Source organism: Nonomuraea sp. B208, from assembly GCF_057536035.1.
Window position 1 is genome coordinate 447760 of the sequence record NZ_BAAJOU010000010.1, and the last position, 17161, is coordinate 464920.

General features: G+C 69.7%; 16 protein-coding genes. 6 read left to right on the top strand and 10 right to left on the bottom strand.

What is annotated here, in order from left to right:
• Positions 1–11: 11 nt before the first annotated feature.
• Entirely contained in the window at positions 12–947 is a 936-nt protein-coding gene (locus AC27IY_RS07380) for a GNAT family N-acetyltransferase (RefSeq protein ID WP_487177496.1), read from the bottom strand.
• 21 nt (positions 948–968) lie between these two features.
• The gene (locus AC27IY_RS07385; protein ID WP_487177497.1) at positions 969–3014 is read right to left on the bottom strand and encodes a family 43 glycosylhydrolase; all 2046 of its coding nucleotides are present in this window, start codon (positions 3012–3014) and stop codon (positions 969–971) included.
• A 368-nt stretch (positions 3015–3382) separates the two neighbouring features.
• Between AC27IY_RS07385 and xynC the strand changes: the two genes are divergently transcribed.
• The 5 genes from xynC to AC27IY_RS07410 all read left to right on the top strand — a co-directional run bounded on the left by xynC (position 3383) and on the right by AC27IY_RS07410 (position 10058).
• A complete protein-coding gene (xynC, locus tag AC27IY_RS07390; protein WP_487177498.1) occupies positions 3383–5056 on the top strand; it encodes a glucuronoarabinoxylan endo-1,4-beta-xylanase XynC in 1674 nt (557 codons plus the stop codon).
• A 194-nt stretch (positions 5057–5250) separates the two neighbouring features.
• Complete coding sequence (locus AC27IY_RS07395; protein ID WP_487177500.1) at positions 5251–6573, top strand: extracellular catalytic domain type 1 short-chain-length polyhydroxyalkanoate depolymerase; 1323 nt, start codon at positions 5251–5253, stop codon at positions 6571–6573.
• A gap of 26 nt (positions 6574–6599) precedes the next feature.
• On the top strand, positions 6600–7976 hold the full coding sequence (locus AC27IY_RS07400; RefSeq protein WP_423474978.1) for a glycoside hydrolase family 43 protein: 1377 nt from the start codon (positions 6600–6602) through the stop codon (positions 7974–7976).
• Between the two features lie 25 nt (positions 7977–8001).
• A complete protein-coding gene (locus AC27IY_RS07405) occupies positions 8002–9561 on the top strand; it encodes a glycoside hydrolase family 27 protein (protein ID WP_487177501.1) in 1560 nt (519 codons plus the stop codon).
• 53 nt (positions 9562–9614) lie between these two features.
• Positions 9615–10058, top strand: coding sequence for a S26 family signal peptidase (locus AC27IY_RS07410; protein WP_487177502.1), 444 nt, complete (start codon positions 9615–9617; stop codon positions 10056–10058).
• Here the strand turns inward: AC27IY_RS07410 and AC27IY_RS07415 are convergent.
• From AC27IY_RS07415 to AC27IY_RS07425, 3 genes are all read right to left on the bottom strand, one after another.
• On the bottom strand, positions 9977–11857 hold the full coding sequence (locus AC27IY_RS07415; protein ID WP_487177503.1) for an ABC transporter ATP-binding protein: 1881 nt from the start codon (positions 11855–11857) through the stop codon (positions 9977–9979). The genes AC27IY_RS07410 and AC27IY_RS07415 overlap by 82 nt on opposite strands.
• Positions 11854–12384, bottom strand: a complete 531-nt coding sequence (locus AC27IY_RS07420) for a TlpA family protein disulfide reductase (protein ID WP_487177504.1) — start codon at positions 12382–12384, stop codon at positions 11854–11856. Before AC27IY_RS07420 ends, AC27IY_RS07415 begins: the two co-directional genes overlap by 4 nt.
• 98 nt (positions 12385–12482) lie before the next feature.
• A complete protein-coding gene (locus AC27IY_RS07425; RefSeq protein WP_364459901.1) occupies positions 12483–12650 on the bottom strand; it encodes a hypothetical protein in 168 nt (55 codons plus the stop codon).
• 358 nt (positions 12651–13008) lie between these two features.
• On the opposite strand from AC27IY_RS07425, the gene AC27IY_RS07430 reads away from it, so the two are divergent.
• Positions 13009–13284 (top strand): hypothetical protein, encoded by a 276-nt coding sequence (locus AC27IY_RS07430; protein ID WP_344206886.1) that lies wholly within the window; start codon positions 13009–13011, stop codon positions 13282–13284.
• Positions 13285–13350: 66 nt separating this feature from the next.
• On the opposite strand, the gene AC27IY_RS07435 is transcribed toward AC27IY_RS07430, so the two are convergent.
• The 5 genes from AC27IY_RS07435 to uppS form a co-directional block, all read right to left on the bottom strand.
• Positions 13351–13578 carry a hypothetical protein gene (locus AC27IY_RS07435; protein WP_423474969.1) on the bottom strand — a complete coding sequence of 76 codons (228 nt, stop codon included), beginning with the start codon at positions 13576–13578 and terminating at the stop codon, positions 13351–13353.
• A 510-nt stretch (positions 13579–14088) separates the two neighbouring features.
• Complete coding sequence (locus tag AC27IY_RS07440) at positions 14089–14346, bottom strand: hypothetical protein (protein ID WP_487177505.1); 258 nt, start codon at positions 14344–14346, stop codon at positions 14089–14091.
• 104 nt (positions 14347–14450) lie between these two features.
• Positions 14451–14993 (bottom strand): hypothetical protein, encoded by a 543-nt coding sequence (locus tag AC27IY_RS07445; protein ID WP_487177506.1) that lies wholly within the window; start codon positions 14991–14993, stop codon positions 14451–14453.
• An 11-nt stretch (positions 14994–15004) separates the two neighbouring features.
• Positions 15005–16429 carry an oxygenase MpaB family protein gene (locus AC27IY_RS07450; protein WP_487177507.1) on the bottom strand — a complete coding sequence of 475 codons (1425 nt, stop codon included), beginning with the start codon at positions 16427–16429 and terminating at the stop codon, positions 15005–15007.
• Entirely contained in the window at positions 16426–17160 is a 735-nt protein-coding gene (uppS, locus tag AC27IY_RS07455; RefSeq protein ID WP_344206891.1) for a polyprenyl diphosphate synthase, read from the bottom strand. Before uppS ends, AC27IY_RS07450 begins: the two co-directional genes overlap by 4 nt.
• Between the last annotated feature and the right edge of the window lies 1 nt (position 17161).

A 17161-nucleotide genomic window follows, 5' to 3' on the forward strand; every position in this document is an offset into this window, starting at 1 on the left:
GCCGACGGCGGTTACGCGGTCCGTCGCATCACGTGGAACTGCCGGGTGACCTCGTAGCCCGCCTTGGTGTAGAGCTGGCCGGCCGGGGTGGCCTCGCCGGTCCACAGGAACCAGGAGGAATGCAGTCCTTCTGCGCGCATCCTGGTCATGGTGAGGTGGAGGAGGATCTTGCCGAGGCCGGTGCCGCGCCGGCCGGGGTCGACGCCGAAGGGGCCGAAGCGCTCGGGGGTGCCGTGGTAGGCGCCGTACAGGGCGAAGCCCTCTATACGGTCTTTTTTCGCGATGACGACGCGTTCGGGGTCGCGGTGCTGCCGGATGGCCTCGCCCCAGTCGGGGTTGAAGGCGCCGGCCGCGAAACGGATCAGCTCCGGCAGCTCGCCCACGGTGGGGCTGCGGAAGACGTACCCCTCGCGCTCCCGCTCGCGCAGCAGCCCGTGCACCTCGGGCGGGGCCTGGTAGCCGACGAGGGTGCGGTCCATGGCGACAGGGGAGTAGAGCGTACGGAAGCCGAGCTCGCCCAGCAGCCGGTACGCGCCGGGATAGAGCTCGGCGTCCACTCCCGGCAGCACGTAGTTGGGGGTGTACGACGAGAAGTCCACCGTCGTGCGGCCGAGGCCCTCCAGGAACGCCACCGCCTCGCCGACCAGCCGCCGCCCCAGGCCGCCGCCACGGTGCTCCGGGACGACGAAGAAGAACGGGATCCAGCCGGCGTCCGGCTCCAGGCCCGTGCCGGGCGCCAGGGGGATGAGGCGGCGGACGGCGTACGCGCAGCCCACCACCTCGTCCCCGTCCACGGCCACGCGCAGGCCCTCGGGGTCGAAGTTCGCATCGAGCAGCACCCGGTCACCGAACCAGCGGGACGTCGTCGGGTCGGCGGGCATGCTGCGGTTCCAGGCGGCGACGAGGGTGACCTCGTCGCCGGACCGGAAGGGGCGGACGGCGACCATGGGGGAGAGCCTATGCCCGCGTCAGGGCGTGGTGAGATCGAAGCGGCGTACGGTCACCGCCCCGCCGAGCGACTGCGTCGCGTAGTTGAAGATCCCGAACCGGTAGCCCATGAAGAACTGCCAGGCGTTGTTCAGCGTGAAGGCCGGCCCGAGGCTCGTGAACGTGCTGCCGTCGGTGCTGTAGGAGAAACGGGCCTGTCTGCCGGACCCCGGCCGGATGTCGGCGGTGGCGCGCAACCAGATCCGGCCGCCCGAGACGTTCGCGCTCGCCGCCTCCGTGCCGGTGCCGGTGGTCTGCCACGAACTGTTCATGGTCAGTCCGTTGGTCATCACGACCCGGTTGACGCCGTTGTCGCGTTTGACGCCGATCCAGGCCGACTGGTCGCGCAGCATGGCCAGCCCGGCGCGGTCGCCGTTGCTCATCTGCGAGTAGTCGAGCTCGATCGTCGCGGTGGACGAGGGGCCCTGGATGCGGTGGGTCAGCGTGTTCCTGGCGTTGTAGAGGTCATTCGTGACGGTCGCGGTCTGCAGGCGCAGGCCGTTGCCGGTGGAGAAGCGGCTGGTGTCGGGGTTGTGGTTCCACTCCCAGCGGTGCCCGAGGCTGCCCGAGGTGAAGGTGTCGGGCCCGATCATGGACGAGACGGTGCGGCTGGTCTGGATGTTCGGCTTCGGGTAGGTGGCTCCCCAGCCGCCGTTGACGGTCTGCACGGTCGGCCAGTCGCCGCTCCAGGTGATCGGCGCGAGCGCCGGCACCCGGCCGCCGGGGTAGGCGTCGACGAACGACATGTAGTACCAGTCGCCGTTCTGGGTCTGGACGAGGCCGCCCTGGTGGGGGACGCCGCCGCCGGAGATGGGTCCCGGCATGTTCAGCAGGACCTGGCGCATCTCGTACGGGCCCCACGGCGAGGTGGAGCGGAGCACGTACTGGCCGTTGGCGGGGCGGGTCAGCCAGATGTAGTAGTAGCCGTTCCGCTTGTAGAAGCGGGAGCCCTCCAGGGTGCCGACGCTGCTCGGGGTCTGGAACACCTGCTGGGCGCGGACCTGGCTGAGCCCGTCGGCCGAGAGCTGGGCGACGCTGATGGTGCCGTTGCCGTAGGCGACGTACATGGTGTCGTCGGTGTCGACCAGCAGGCCGGCGTCGTAGTAGCAGTTGTTGATCTGCGAGCGTTTGGTCCACGTGCCGTCCACGGCGGAGGCGGTGTAGACGTAGGTCCGGTTGAACTCGATGCAGCCGATCCAGTAGTAGGTGCTGTTGCTGGGCCGGTAGTTCAGGGTGGAGGCCCAGATGCCCTTCACGTACGCCCGGCCGCCGTTGAGGTCGTAGGCATTGGAGCCGAAGTCGAGCCTCGGGACCGAATGTCCCGCGTACTCCCAGTCGACCAGGTTGTAGGAGCGCAGGATCGGCGCGCCCGGCGAGTAGTGCATGGTCGAGGCCGAGTAGTAGTAGGCGTCGCCGACCCGGATGATGTCGCCGTCGGCGAAGTCCTGCCAGACGACCGGGTTGGTGTAGCTGCCGTTGCCGTTGCCGTTGCCGCTGCCGTTGACCGGGACGAGTTGCCATTGCTGGTTGGCGCCGCCCCAGTCGTCGTACTGGACGATGTTGCCGCCGTCGGCGGTGGAGGCGCCCTGCACTTCGAGGGCCTTGTTGCTGTGGCGGGCGATGAGCCGCACGTAGCCGTCGGGGCTGTCGGCCAGGCGCCACTGCTGGTTCGTGCCGTTGGTGTCGGTCCATTGGACGATGGCGGCGCCGTTGGCGGTGGACTGGTTGGAGACGTCGAGGACCTTGCCGGAGTGGCGGGACTTGACGCGGTAGTAGCCGCCGCCGGAGTCCACGAACTGCCACTGCTGCTGGTTCTGGTTGTTGCGGGTCCACTGGGTGATGCGGCCGCCGTCGGCGGTGGACAGGTTGTAGACGTCCAGGGCCTTGCCGCTGTTGCGGTTGACCAGGACGTACCAGGCGTTGGTGTCGACGGTGGCCGCGTTGGCCGGCTGGGTCTGCAGGGCGACGAGCAGGCTGGCCAGTAGGGCGGTCACCGTCGCCAGGATGGACAGAGGTCTGTGCTTCATCGGGCGCTCCGCTGTTAGCGCTAACACGAACGGGGCTTCGTCGCGGAGTACATCCGACGGGCGGCCCGGCGTCAACGAGCGGGTTCACCCGCCGAGCGGGGGTTTCGCCGTCATCCGGCCTTCCCTCCTGGAGTTTCGCCTCCGGGGAGGGTGGAGCCGCAGCGCTCGTACGCATGAAAGTTTCATGGAATTCGCTGGGCGGCACTCCTTAAGTTGCGAAAACCGAGCCATTAAGTTTCCGGCCTCACATGGTTGACGGGCCGGAGTCAGGGCTTTACGTTCCTCCGGAAAAGCCACCAGGAGGAACCATGACAGAGCCCGCGCCCGGAGATCGCCGATCGCTGAGCCGGAGAGCCGTCCTGACGACGATGGGAGCACTGCCGGTCCTCGCCGCCACGACACGGCCCGCGACGGCCGCCGCGGCGGTGGTCATCGACCCGTCGGCGCGCAGGCAGACGATCCGGGGCTTCGGCGGCATGGCCCACGCGGCCTGGATCGGCGACCTCACGGCCGCCCAGCGGGAGACGGCGTTCGGCGCCGGCGAGGGGCGGCTGGGGTTCTCGGTGCTGAGGATCCCCGTTCCCGAGAACCAGGCGGACTGGAGCCGCGACCTGGCGACGGCGCGGCGCGCGGCCGAGCTCGGCGTGGCCGTGATCGCCTCGCCGTGGAACCCGCCCGCCGGCATGGTCGAGACCTTCGTCCGCGGCAGCCAGACCAACGCCAGGCGCCTCAAGTACGGCTCGTACGCCGCCTACGCCCAGCACCTCAACGACTTCACCACGTACATGCGGAACAACGGGGTGAACTTATACGGCATATCCGTGCAGAACGAGCCCGACTACGCGCAGGAATGGACGTGGTGGACCCCTGCCGAGATGGTGCGCTTCCTGCGGGAGAACGCCGGCTCGATCAGCACCAGGGTCATCGCGCCCGAGTCCTTCCAGTACCTGAAGAACATGTCGGACCCGATACTCAACGACCCCACGGCGCTCGCCAACGTGGACATCATCGGGGCCCACCTCTACGGCACGTCGTACGCGAACTTCCCCTACCCCCTCTTCCAGCAGAAGGGCGCGGGCAAGGAACTCTGGATGACCGAGGTCTACTACCCCAACAGCAGCGACTCGGCGGACCTCTGGCCCCAGGCGCTGGACGTGGGGGAGCACATCCACCACGCCATGGTCGACGCCGAGTTCCAGGCGTACATCTGGTGGTACATCCGGCGCAGCTACGGCCCGATGCGCGAGGACGGGCAGCTCAGCAAGCGCGGCGCCAACATGGCGCAGTTCGCCAGGTTCGTCCGCCCGGGGTACGTGCGGATCGCGGCGACGGCGAACCCGGCGTCGAACGTCTACGTCTCGGCGTACCGGGGCGGTGACGGCACGGTCGCCATCGTCGCCATCAACAAGACGACCTCCGCGGTGAGCCAGCAGTTCACCCTGGCCGGCGGCACCGCGTCCAGCGTGTCGTCCTGGGTGACCGACGCGAGCAGGAACGTCGCGCCGCAGGGCGCGGTCGGCGTGTCGAACGGCTCCTTCACCGCCACGCTGCCCGCCCGCAGCGTGACGACCTTCGTGACCGGGGTGACCCAGACCCCCGGCGGCGTGGTGGACACCACCGCCTGGTACGTCCTGGTCAACCGCAACAGCGGCAAGGCGCTGGACGTCTACAACCTGTCCACCGCCGACGGCGGCCGCATCACGCAGTGGACCCGTAACAACCAGAACCAGCAGCAGTGGCAGTTCGTGGATTCCGGAGGCGGCTACTACCGCGTCAAGTCCCGCCACTCCGGCAAGGTCCTCGACGTCTCCAACCAGTCCACCGCCAACGGCGCCGCCATCGTCCAATGGACCGACACCAACGGCGCCAACCAGCAGTGGCGCCTGGCCGACAGCCCGGACGGCTACGTCAGGCTGATCTCCCGCCACAGCAACAAGGCCCTTGAAGTGCAGGGCGCCTCCACCGCCGACGGCGGCAACATCGTCCAGTACGACGACTGGGGCGGCGCCAACCAGCAATGGCAACTCGCGCGCGTGGGCTGACCGAACGCCGAAAGTTTCACAGCAAGCCCGAGTGCCGCAGGACCGGAAAATCCGAGGTGAGCGCATTCACCCGCTGCCGTCTCCATTCGGCCGCAAGCTAAGGCGCTCTTGACAGTACCTTTCTGCCCCGTATTTGCTCCGTCCTGCCACCACCTCCAGCACATTGTTAGCGCTAACACAGGAAAGGCGAACCGATGAAGCGTACGAGAAGACGCGCGGGCATCGGAACCGTCCTGGCGGTCCTGATCACGGCGGCGGTCACCGCGCTGTCCGCGTTCCTCACGGCCACGCCGCAGGCGTCGGCCGCGGTCCTGACCGAGGTGACGGGCTTCGGGACCAACCCCGGCGGCCTGCGGATGTACCTCTACGTCCCCGACAGGGTGGCGTCCCGGCCGGGCGTCCTGGTCGCGATGCACGGCTGCAACGGCTGGGCGCCGGGCTTCCACCAGGGGACCGAGTTCGCCTCGCTGGCCGACAGGTACGGCTTCGTCGTCATCTACCCGCAGGCCAACAAGAGCGCCAACGGCATGTCGAACTGTTTCGACGTGTGGTCGAACGAGGCCCTGCGCCACGGCGGCGGCAGTGACCCGGTGTCGATCGTCTCCATGGTGAACCACGTGCTGCAGCGCTACAACGGCGACCCGCAGCGGGTGTTCGCCACCGGGTTCTCCTCCGGCGCGATGGAGACGCTCAACCTGCTGGCGACTTACCCGGACGTGTTCAAGGCCGGCGCGCCGTACGCGGGAGTGCCCTACGGCTGCCTCGGGCCCGCCGGCTGCGGCGACAAGACGCCGCAGCAGTGGGGCGACCTGGTCAGGAACGCCTACCCCGGCTACACCGGGCCCCGGCCGCGCGTGATGGCCTGGCACGGCACCGCCGACTCCGTGCTGCAGTACACGATGCTGCAGGAGGAGGTCGACCAGTGGACGAACGTGCACGGGCTGAGCCAGACCCCGGCCTCCACCGACAGCCCGCAGTCCGGCTGGACCCGGCGGGTGTTCGGCTCGGGCCAGGTCGAGGCGTACACCATCTCGGGAGCCGGCCACGACCTGCCGCGAGCGGGGATGGCCGCGTACGCCATCCGCTTCTTCGGCCTGGACAGCGGCTCCACGACGACCACTCCCACCCCCGGTGACGTCGCCGCGCCGCTCAGGGGAGTCGGCTCCGGGCGCTGCCTGGATGTGCCCGGCGCCGCCACCGCCGACGGCACGCAGGTGCAGCTGTGGGATTGCAACGGGCGGAGCAACCAGCAGTGGGCCGCCACCTCGGCCGGCGAGCTCAGGGTCTACGGCAACAAATGCCTCGACGCGGCCGGCAGCGGCAACGGCGCGGCCGTCCAGATCTACTCCTGCCACGGCGGCGCCAACCAGTCGTGGCGCCTGAACCCCGACGGCACCATCACCGGCGCGCAGTCCGGGCTGTGCCTCGACGCCGTGGGCCAGGGCACCGCCAACGGCACCCGGATCCAGCTCTACACCTGCCACGGCGGCGCCAACCAGCGCTGGACCCGCACCTGACCCCCTCCCCCCAACAGAAGGTGATCATGAATCTTCGGTTCGGCGCTCTCTCCGGGCGCGCTGCGCTCGTGATCGCGGCGCTGCTCTGCCTCGTGGCGGTGATCCCCGGCACGGCCAGGGCGGACAACCCGATCGTCCAGACGATCTACACGGCCGACCCCGCTCCGCTGGTGCACAACGGCCGGGTCTACCTCTACACGGGACACGACGAGGACGGCTCGACGTACTTCACCATGAAGGAGTGGCGGGTCTGGTCGTCCGCCGACCTGGTGAACTGGACCGACCACGGCTCGCCGATGAACGTGGCGACCTTCAGCTGGGCGAGCGCGGACGCGTGGGCGGGCCAGACCATCCAGCGGAACGGCAAGTTCTACTGGTACGTCCCGGTCAAGGACCGGGCGAGCGGTCAGATGGCCATCGGCGTCGGGGTCTCCGACAGCCCCACCGGACCCTTCAGGGACGCCATCGGCCGCCCCCTCGTCAGGAACGGTGAGATCGACCCCACGGTCTTCATCGACGACAACGGGCAGGCGTACCTGTACTGGGGCAACCCCAACCTCTGGTACGTCCGGCTCAACGCCGACATGATCTCGTACTCCGGCAGCCCCACCCAGATCCCGCTCACCACGGCCGGCTTCGGCACCCGCACCGGCAACGCCAGCCGGCCCACGCTGTACGAGGAGGGCCCCTGGGTCTACAAGCGCAACGGCCTCTACTACAACGTCTTCGCCGCGAAATGCTGCTCGGAGTTCATCGGCTATTCGACGGCCCCCGGCCCCACCGGCCCCTGGACCTACCGCGGGACGGTCATGCCCACGCAGGGCAGCAGCTTCACCAACCACGCCGGCGTCATCGACTTCAACGGCGGTTCGTACTTCTTCTACCACAACGGCGCACTGCCGGGCGGTGGCGGCTTCACCCGTTCGGTCGCCGTCGAGAAGTTCACCTACAACGCCGACGGCACCATCCCGACGATCAACATGACCACGACCGGAGCGCCCCAGGTCGGCACGCTGAACCCCTACGTCCGCCAGGAGGCCGAGACGATCGCCTGGGAGTCCGGCGTGGAGACCGAGCCCGCCAGCGAGGGCGGCATGAACGTCGGGTGGATCGAGAACGGCGACTACGTCAAGGTCAAGGGCGTCGCCTTCGGCTCCGGCGCGAGGTCCTTCAGCGCGCGGGTCGCCTCGGCGGCCAGTGGCGGCCGCATCGAGCTGCGCCTGGACGGGCCCAACGGCACCCTGGTGGGGACGTGCAACGTGGCGGGCACCGGCGGCTGGCAGACGTGGACGACGGTCACCTGCCCGGTGAACGGCGCGACGGGCACCCACGACCTGTACTTCAGGTACGCCGGCGGCAGCGGCTACCTGTTCAACGTGAACTGGTGGCAGTTCACCTCCTGAAGGGAGGAATCGGATGCGTAAATTCATGAGCTGGCTCTTGACGGTGTCACTGACCGCCGCCTCGCTGGTCGCGGTCGGCGGCGCCACGTCGCCCGCCCTCGCGCTGGACAACGGGCTCGCCCGCACCCCGCAGATGGGCTGGAACGACTGGAACTCCTTCTTCTGCAACGTGAACGAGAGCCTCATCCGGCAGACCGCGGACATCATGGTCTCCAGCGGCATGGCCGCGGCCGGCTACCAGTACGTCAACATCGACGACTGCTGGTCCACGAAGAGCCGCGACGCCGGCGGCAACCTGGTGCCCGACCCGCAGAAGTTCCCCAGCGGCATGAAGGCCCTCGCGGACTACGTCCACGGCAAGGGCCTCAAGCTCGGCATCTACTCCTCGGCGGGCACGACCACGTGCGCGGGCTACCCGGCCAGCCTCGGCTACGAGCAGCGCGACGCCGCGCTGTGGGCGTCCTGGGGGATCGACTACCTGAAGTACGACAACTGCGGCGACCACCAGGGCAGGACCGGATTACAGCGCTACACCGCCATGCGCGACGCGCTGGCCGCCACCGGACGCCCGATCCTCTACAGCCTGTGCAACTGGGGCCAGGAGAACGTGTGGACCTGGGGGATGCCGGTGGGCAACTCCTGGCGCACGACGGGTGACATCGCCGCGAACTGGAACTCCGTCATGGGGATCCTGGACCAGCAGGTCGGGCTCGAAGCGTACTCGGGGCCCGGGGGCTGGAACGACCCCGACATGCTGGAGGTCGGCGTCGGCTCGCTCACGGCGACCGAGGGACGGGCGCACTTCAGCCTGTGGTCCCTGCTGAACGCGCCGCTCATCGCGGGCAACGACCTCCGGTCGATGAGCGCCGAGACCCGTACCATCCTGACGAACACCGAGGTCATCGCGGTCAACCAGGACTGGGGCGGCAGGCAGGGCCACAAGATCAGCGACAACGGCAACCTGGAGGTCTGGCGCAAGCCGATGTCGAACGGCTCGGTCGCGGTCGTCCTGCTCAACCGGGGCACCTCCACCTCGACCGTCTCCACCACCGCCTCGGCCCTCGGCCTGGGCTCGGCGTCCTCCTACTCGGTACGCGACCTGTGGGCGCACACGACGTCCTCCTCCACCGGGACCATCAGCGCGTCGGTGCCCGGGCACGGGGCGGCCATGTACACCGTCACCGGCGGCGGCATCGTCCCCGCGGTCGCGTTCAGAGGGGCCGGCTCGGGCCGGTGCCTGGACGTCGCGGGCGCCTCGCCGACCAACGGCGCGCAGGCGCAGATCTGGGACTGCAACGGCCAGCCCAACCAGCAGTGGACCCCGACCGCGAGCGGCGAGCTGCGGGTGTACGGCAACAAGTGCCTGGACGCCTACAACCAGGGCACGGCCAACGGCACCCAGGTGATCATCTGGGACTGCAACGGCCAGACCAACCAGCAGTGGCGGCTCAACGCCGACGGCACCATCACCGGCGTGCAGTCGGGCCGGTGCCTCGACGTGCCGAACAACGCCACCGCCAACGGCACCAAGCTGGTGCTCTGGTCCTGCAACGGCGGCGCCAACCAGCGGTGGAGCCGCGTCTGACGCGTGGCCTGGGACATGACGGCTAGGGTGGCCCCGTGCGGTACTTATTGATCTTGCTTGGGGTTCTCGCCGGGGCCCTCGCCGTCGCCCGCCGTCGCTTCGTGGTCGTCCAGGTGACCGGGCCGAGCATGGAGCCCGCGTACCGCTCCGGTGACCGGGTGCTCGTCCGCCGCGTGGCCGGCTCGAAACTCGGGCGGGGCCAGGTGGTGGTCTTCGAGGCGGCGGCGGACGGCCGGTGGCGCACCGGTCCGCTGTCCGCCCCGAAGGACGCGAAGTGGCTCATCAAACGGGTGGCCGCGCTGCCCGGCGATCCCGTGCCGTCCGCGGTCAATGCCCCCGAGGGGGCGCTGGTCCCGGCAGGGCGGCTGGTCGTGATCGGCGACGGCCCGCTGAGCGCGGACTCGCGGCACTGGGGTCATCTACCGGCGGACCGGGTGCTGGGCGTGGTCGTACGCAGGCTCTCCCCGGCACCTGGCCCGGCGGCGGCGGGCTCGTAGCCGCTGGCCTGCAGACCGAACAGCCGCGCGTACTCGCCGCCCAGCGCCATGAGCTCGCCGTGGGAGCCGCGTTCGCGGATCTTCCCCTCGCTCAGCACGACGATGAGGTCCGCGTCCCGCAGGGCTCCGAGCCGGTGTGAGATCAGCACGCTGGTACGTCCCGCCCGATGCCGGCGCAGCCCCAGGTGGACCGCGTGCTCGGCCTCCGCGTCCAGGCCGGAGCTCGGCTCGTCGAGGATGAGCAGGTCCCGGCGATGACGCATCAGGGCACGGGCCAGCGCCAGCCGCTGCCACTGCCCGCCCGACAACGTCACCCCCGCCTGCCGCTCGTCCCCCTCACCGAAGAAGATCCGGCTGAGCAACGTGTCATAGCCCTTGGGCAGCGTGTCGAGCGCGTCATGTATCCCGGCCCGCCGGGCCGCGGCCCGGATCGCCTCCGGATCGGCACCCGCGGCCAGGTCACCGAGCATGATGTTCTCGGCGGCGGTGAGGTCGTACGCCATGTAGTCCTGGAAGACCACGCCGAGCCGGGCGCGCAGGTCGTCCGGGTGCACCTCACGCAGGTCCACGCCGTCCCAGAGGACGGCGCCGCGGACCGGGTCGTACAGCCGGCACAGCAGTTTGACCAGGGTGCTCTTGCCCGCCCCGTTCAGCCCGACCAGGGCGACGGCTTTGCCGTACGGGATGAAGAGGTTCACCCCGCGCAGCACCCAGGGGTGCTCGTCGTCGTAGCGGAACCACACGTCGCGCAGCTCGATGCCCTCGCGCAGCGCGGGCAGCGCGGCAGGCTCCGCGGCCACCGGAAGGCCGGGCCCGGCCTGGACGACGCCGACATAGTGCCCGAACATCAGCAGGGCGTTGTGCGCGCCGGCCCACTGGCTGACGATCGAGGTCAGGGCCGTCTGCACCCCGGCGACGGCGGCGACGAACACGGAGACGTCCCCCACGCTCAGGCTGCCCGACGCGGCGGCCAGCACGGCCCAGAACAGGCCGCCGGCCGCGACGCCGGCGCCCAGCAGCGACATCAGCCCCTGGCTGCGCAGCGTCCGCCGGTCCAGATCCCGCTCGGCCTCGTTCACGGTCCCGAGCTCCTTGAGCATCCGGGCGCGCAGGAAGTCGCCGAGGCCGAACAGCCGCACCTCCTTGGCCGCGTCGGGGCTGGTGAGAAGGGCGCCGTAGAAGAGCTGGCGGCGCGTGTTGGAGCTGATGCCCCACATCGTGCGGGCCCTGCGGCGGCTCAGCGCGAGCTGTACCCGGGCCGACGGCAGCGCGGCCGCGATGACGACGACGACCATGACCGGGCTGAGCACGGTCAGCGTGACCATGAACCCGAGCAGCGTCAGGACCCCCTGGAGGATCGCCAGGGACGAGCCGACGATCTGCTGCGGCGCGTTCTGGCCGGCCTCATGGGCCAGCCGCAGCTCGTCGTGGAAGGAGGGGTTCTCGAACCGGCTGAGCCCGGGGTCGGCGTTGACGGCCCGGAACAGCCGATCGTAGATCAGCCGCTGCAACCCGCGATGCAACTGTCCGTTGAGGTACTCGGCGACGTGCGGCAGGACGACCAGGGCCAGGCCCGCCACCCCGAGGGCGGCCGCGAGGAGGAGGAGGATGCCGCCGCCGCTGCCGCTCGCCAGGCTGTCGAGCACGAGCTTGGTCAGCCACGCGGTCGCCACCGGTGCCGCACCCATGAGCAGCACCACTGCCAGCGAACCCAGCACGGCGGCCGGCTGCGCCCGCCAGGCCAGCTCGGCCGCCACCCGTCCGCGGCGGAACAGGGAGCCCGCCCCGGCATCCCTCACGTGAGGGCCGCCAGCGGCAGCTCATCAGGGGTGAGCGCGGCCGCGGTGATCACCGCTCGGCCGTCGACGAGGTAGAAGGCCGGGAAGAACGACACCTGGAACGCCCTGCCCAGCGGCCCGTCCGGCGGCTCGACGACCACGGTCGCCACCGGGGCCAGGGCGGCCGCGAACGCGCCGGCGTCCTGTTTCTCGTCCACGACCACCGCGAGCGCGCGCCCGGGGCCGAGGGACTGCGCCCGGCTGGTGAACTCGGGCAGTCGTTCGTGACAGGCCGAGCAGGTGGTGGAGAACATCCCCACCAGGGTCGGCCCGGTGAAGAAGTCCCGCGACACCGCCGTGCCGTCGGCCGCGGCAGCGGTGAACTCGGGCAGCGCGGTGCCGGCCGGCACGAGGGGCGGTCGCGCCGGCCGACCGGCGGCGAGCTGGGCCGCATGCTCGCGGAGACGGCGGATGACCGCCAGGGTCAGCAGCAGGTTCACGGCGCACAGGGCCCCGACGAGGACTACGGCGACAACGAGGTACGACATCGAATTCCCTTCACAGGCCGGCCCGCCCGGAGAACGGCGCCGACCGGCACGCAGCCGGCGCCGTGCACCGCATGACGATCACTCGGTGCGGATCTCGATCAGCGCCAGGGGGTGCAGGCCGTGTAACCGGCGGCGATGCAGCACGTCCTGCGCTGGGTGTAGCCGACGAACTTGATCTCGTCCCAGCAGGTGTCGGCGGCGGCGGAGGTCGTGGGGAGCAGCTTGTCGAGCAGCCGGTCGCCCAGCTTGCCAAGAGAACGGATCATGAACTCTCCTCTGTCGAGCACCTCGTCCGTACGCTGTCACCGCGTCGCGGAAGTCGGTGATCATTGCTTGTGGCGCCTGCAACCTATGCCGGACCAAGATCAGAACTTAACGATGAAGATCGCCGCAAGGCGCAACCTTGTTTCGATGACTCTTGCCGTTGACATGATCATCCAGCTTGTGTAAAGGCGTGGGATCGCGCGGGCACGGCAGCGTCAGGATCGGCCTGACCGCAACCCCCTTCTCCGGAAATCGGAGAAAGTCAACTACGGTATTGACACACTTGAGTGAAGATCCGTAGCGTGTTGCGCAAAGGTCGGCAAATGGGGCGCAATCGGGTGCCCTGCGGAAAGGAAAAGTGTGCGACGCAGACTGGCGCAAGCCGCTTCAACGCTCCTGGCAGCAGTATTCCTGACAGCGGGAGGAAGCTTCCTCGCGACCGCTTCCGCACAAGCTCAAACCGCACAGCAGGCAAAGGTCGCGGCGCCGCCTGCGGTCTGGGTGGACTACAAGAACTACGCCACTTATGAAGCCTGCCGTCAGCAGGGCCGGGAAATGCTCGGCGGCGGAGTCGTCATCGCCTACACCTGTGACTACGACAGCCCGTTCTGGCTGCTCCGCGTACGTATCGAATAACCAGCCAACAGGCTGATGGAGGGTGACGGACCGCGCTCCGTCACCCTCCATCAGCCTTTCGCGGAATTATCTGTAAACGCTCAGCAGCCAGTAGGGGCTGTCCCACGAACAGTCGTAGTTCTTGACGATGCCCGCATTCAGCAGTTCCTTCCCTTCCTGCTGGCAGGCCGCGTAGGTGGCGTAATTCTTGTACGGCGTCCAGCCGGCCGCGGCGTAGGTCTGCTGCGTCGATCCGGCCTCCGTGGAAGCGGCCGCGATGGAGGCTCCGCCGACCGTCAGGAATGCCGCTGCCATGAGCGTGGAGGTTGCTTGCGCCAGTCTACGTCGCACACTTTTCCTTTCCGCAGGACGCTGCAAAGCGCCCCATATGTCGCACTTTTCACAACACGCTACGGATCTTCACCAAGATCTGTCAACGCCGACCGGCACCCACGACGGGCACCCCCCGCCCCAAGCAGCAGCCTTACCTGCGGCACGAGGCGGACGGAAAGAACGCAGCCACGGCCCCGCCCCGCCGCTCCAACTGGCCACCTGACCTCGGCTGGAGCAGCTTCATCCGGCCGGGCGGATGCACCGGAGCTCCGCCGACTCAACGGCCTCCAAGCGGAGGACGCGGCGCGCCCAAGCACGGCCACGGCATGGTTGAGCTCGGCAACGGCGTGCCGCGCGGGCAGACGCGTACCGTCGCAGGCCGAGGGCGGGCGTCGCAGACCGGAGGCATCACCGCAGCAGCCCCCGCGCCATAGCCGCCGAACTCACCGATCGAGGGGCCGCGCCGCCGCCACCAAGCCGTGAGCCGACGGCCTATGCGCCGTCGTCATCCGCTCCGCGGGGATCGTCGGCCGATCGACGTGTCAGCCGCCGGATGACGAGTGCTCCGCCGAGCCAGCCGCCCCCGAACACGACAACCCGGGCGACGATATACGTCGTCGTGATCCTCTCCGGCCCTTCGCTGAGGAGATCTCCGGCCAGCATTCCCGCGAGCAGGATCAACAGCCAGGAGGTCCAGCCCAGCAGGGCCGTGGTCGCATCCTGGCCCCAGCGCCTTCGACGATCAGTCACCTCATGCCTCCGGAGGGCGGGGACGCTCTGGCTCGACAGCGAGGACCACCGCATCGAAGGCCAGAGCATAGACGCCGCTATGCGTCCAGTCCACGCTCGCGCAGTCATCGAAGTGCGAAACGGCGCAGCAACTCCGCCTGCTCGGGGCGCAGGAGCAGGGCCGGGTTGCTTGCGCGCGGGTAGATCTCGGCTGCCGCCCACTGCGCGGCTCGGACGCTGGAGCCGGTTCCGATCCTGACCCCGCGCGCGCGTAGCTCCGCCTGCACCTGCTGGACGTCGAACAAGTAGACCGACTCGATGCACCAGGGGCCGACGCCCCCGCGCGACGAGGCCGCCGGCGACGCCGGCCCCGTCAGCACGAGGTAGTAATCCAGCGCCGCCCGCTCGGTCATGTCCAGAAGGCCCTCGCGCTTCAAGTACCACTTCACGTTGACCGTCCGCCCGTGCAGCGGGCCGGACGTGAACCGGCCGTCGATCGCGGCGGTCACCGCGGATCTCTCCAGCTCGATGCCGAAGACCCGCGCCGCGATCCACTCGCCCAGGTGGCCCGCCGTCATGGGACGCTGGATGATCGCCGCGATCTTCTCGTCGACGGCGTTGCGTTCCCTCAGCAGCTCGGCGATCCGCTCGACCTCGGCATCGCTCATGTCGTCCACGGTCAGCCCGACGACAGGAGGGAGATGTAGGCGTTGGAGTGCTGCTGTCCGGACATGAAGGAGACGAACTGTCTGACGAAGGCGCCGCGGGAGTAGCTGTCGTCGTTGCCGGCCAGGTCGCGGTGGAAGGCCGTACGGAACAGGTTGAGGTATTCCTCGCTGTCGATCTTCTCGTCGTCGTCCACGTCGGTGACGTCGAACAGCACGTCGGCGATCTTGACGAGGCCGGTGCTGGGCAGGCGGGCGGCCGAGGCGGCGTATTCGGCGCGGGTGACCCGTCCGTCGCCGTCGCTGTCGAGGGCGCTCTGCAGCTCGCGCCACCAGGCGGCGTACGCCTGGAACAGCCGGTCTTCCTCCTGCTCGCCCAGGTCGAGCCGGGTGGCGATCTCCCGGGCCATCGCGGCCAGGTCGGGCCAGCGCAGGTAGCCGTCGCCGGTCTGGTCGAGGACCTCGGTGAAGAACCGGTCGGCCGATCGGGTCACCTGGTCGTCCTCGCCGCCGGAGGCGGGGGTGAGGAGGCGTGCCAGGGCCGCGGCCTTGCCGGCTCGGCGGCGTACGGTCTCCCACGGGCCCGCGCCCTTGTGATGGGAGGGGTCGAGCAGGCCCATGAAGAACTCCACCCGCGTCCAGCTCTCCGGCAGGTGGCGGGTGGCGAGGGCGGTGCTGAGGTAGGCGGCCTGCATGAGGGTGCGGGCGCCCGGCAGGTCGGGCAGGGCGACGCGCCGGCTGAAGGACTCGGGGAGCGAGGCAATGGTGATCGCCGTGGCCAGCGGGCCCGCCACGGCCCGGCCCGCGGCCCACACCACGGGGTAGGGGCGCAGCGCCGGAGGCGCGGGCACGTTGGCGAACAGCCGGTAGAGGATGGCGCCCACCGCCTCGTTGTTCTCCAGCTGGTGCTCGACGATGTCGTCGTAGTAGGGCCAGAACTCGTGCAGCGTCGCGGGAAGGTGGTCGCTGGTGCCGTCGATCAGGGCCAGGAACGTGCGGTGCTCGGCGTAGAGCCGCCGCATCGCGTCGGCGTCGAGCGCGTCGCCGCTCAGCCGGCACATCGTCACCGTCGACTCGAACAGGGTCGCCGCCACCCAGGCGCGCGCCGCGGGGTCGGTCGCGTCGTAGGGGCGGCCCTGGGCGTCGACGCCGGACATGCGGGAGTGGAGGCGGTTGAGCCGGGCCGCTTCGCGGTCGCGTACGCGCGGATCGGGGTCGAGGAGCCGCCGCGAGCTCGTCGCGGTGTTGCGCAGCCGCCGCCAGGGGTTGGTGAGGAACGTGGAGTTCTCCATCAGCGCCGCGCCGATCTGCGGGTGGGCGGCTTCCAGCAGGGTGGCGCGGGTCACCGCGAGGCCCCAGCGCGCCTCGCCGACCAGGCGGCGCAGGATGGAGTCGGGTCCGAAGACGTCGATGTTCTCCTGGGGGATCGTGTGAGTCATCGAAGGCCCTTTCCTGTCATGGTGGCGGGGCTGACGTCGCCGAACCGGCGCTGGCGCCGGAGGTAGGCGTCGAGGCATTCGCAGAAGTGGGCGGCGCGGAAGTCGGGCCAGAGCACCTTGGGGAAGACCCACTCGGCGTAGGCCACCTGCCAGAGCATGAAGTTGGAGATGCGCTGCTCGCCGGAGGTGCGGATGACCAGATCCACGTCGGGGGTGTCGGCGTAGGGCAGGTGCTCGGCGAAGCTCGCCTCGGTGACCTGGTCGGCCGGCGTCGAGGACCGGATCAGCGACCGGGCGGCCTCCACGATGTCGCGGCGGCCGCCGTGGTCGAAGGCGACGGTCAGCGTCATGCGCTTGTTGTCGCGGGTGAGGGTCATCAGGTCGGTGATGTCCTGGACCAGCGGGGCCGGGATGCGCGGGTCGGTCATGCCGAGGAACCTGCAGCGGATGCCCCGCGTGTGCAGCACCGGCGCGTGTTTGCGGATGGCGCGGCGGACGAGCCGCATGAGGATGTCGACCTCGCCGGACGGCCGCCGCCAGTTTTCCGTGGAGAAGGCGTAGAGGCTCAGCCAGGAGACCCCGGAGGAGCGCGCCGCCTCGATGACGTCCATCACGGCGGCCTCGGCGGCCTCGTGACCCGCCGTGCGCGGCAGCGACCGCTGCGCGGCCCAGCGGCCGTTTCCGTCCATCACACACGCCACGTGACGCGGCACGACCATGACCACCCCCATA

Excerpts from the sequence above, each read along its gene's own strand:
- AC27IY_RS07450 (WP_487177507.1), bottom strand. The coding sequence starts at position 16,429 with ATGACTCACACGATCCCCCAGGAGAACATCGACGTCTTCGGACCCGAC.
- AC27IY_RS07405 (WP_487177501.1), top strand. The coding sequence starts at position 8,002 with ATGAGCTGGCTCTTGACGGTGTCACTGACCGCCGCCTCGCTGGTCGCG.
- xynC (WP_487177498.1), top strand. The coding sequence starts at position 3,383 with ATGGGAGCACTGCCGGTCCTCGCCGCCACGACACGGCCCGCGACGGCC.
- AC27IY_RS07445 (WP_487177506.1), bottom strand. The coding sequence starts at position 14,993 with ATGAGCGATGCCGAGGTCGAGCGGATCGCCGAGCTGCTGAGGGAACGC.
- AC27IY_RS07420 (WP_487177504.1), bottom strand. The coding sequence starts at position 12,384 with ATGTCGTACCTCGTTGTCGCCGTAGTCCTCGTCGGGGCCCTGTGCGCC.
- AC27IY_RS07435 (WP_423474969.1), bottom strand. The coding sequence starts at position 13,578 with ATGGCAGCGGCATTCCTGACGGTCGGCGGAGCCTCCATCGCGGCCGCT.
- AC27IY_RS07425 (WP_364459901.1), bottom strand. The coding sequence starts at position 12,650 with ATGATCCGTTCTCTTGGCAAGCTGGGCGACCGGCTGCTCGACAAGCTG.
- AC27IY_RS07400 (WP_423474978.1), top strand. The coding sequence starts at position 6,600 with ATGAATCTTCGGTTCGGCGCTCTCTCCGGGCGCGCTGCGCTCGTGATC.
- AC27IY_RS07395 (WP_487177500.1), top strand. The coding sequence starts at position 5,251 with ATGAAGCGTACGAGAAGACGCGCGGGCATCGGAACCGTCCTGGCGGTC.
- AC27IY_RS07385 (WP_487177497.1), bottom strand. The coding sequence starts at position 3,014 with ATGAAGCACAGACCTCTGTCCATCCTGGCGACGGTGACCGCCCTACTG.
- uppS (WP_344206891.1), bottom strand. The coding sequence starts at position 17,160 with ATGGGGGTGGTCATGGTCGTGCCGCGTCACGTGGCGTGTGTGATGGAC.
- AC27IY_RS07380 (WP_487177496.1), bottom strand. The coding sequence starts at position 947 with ATGGTCGCCGTCCGCCCCTTCCGGTCCGGCGACGAGGTCACCCTCGTC.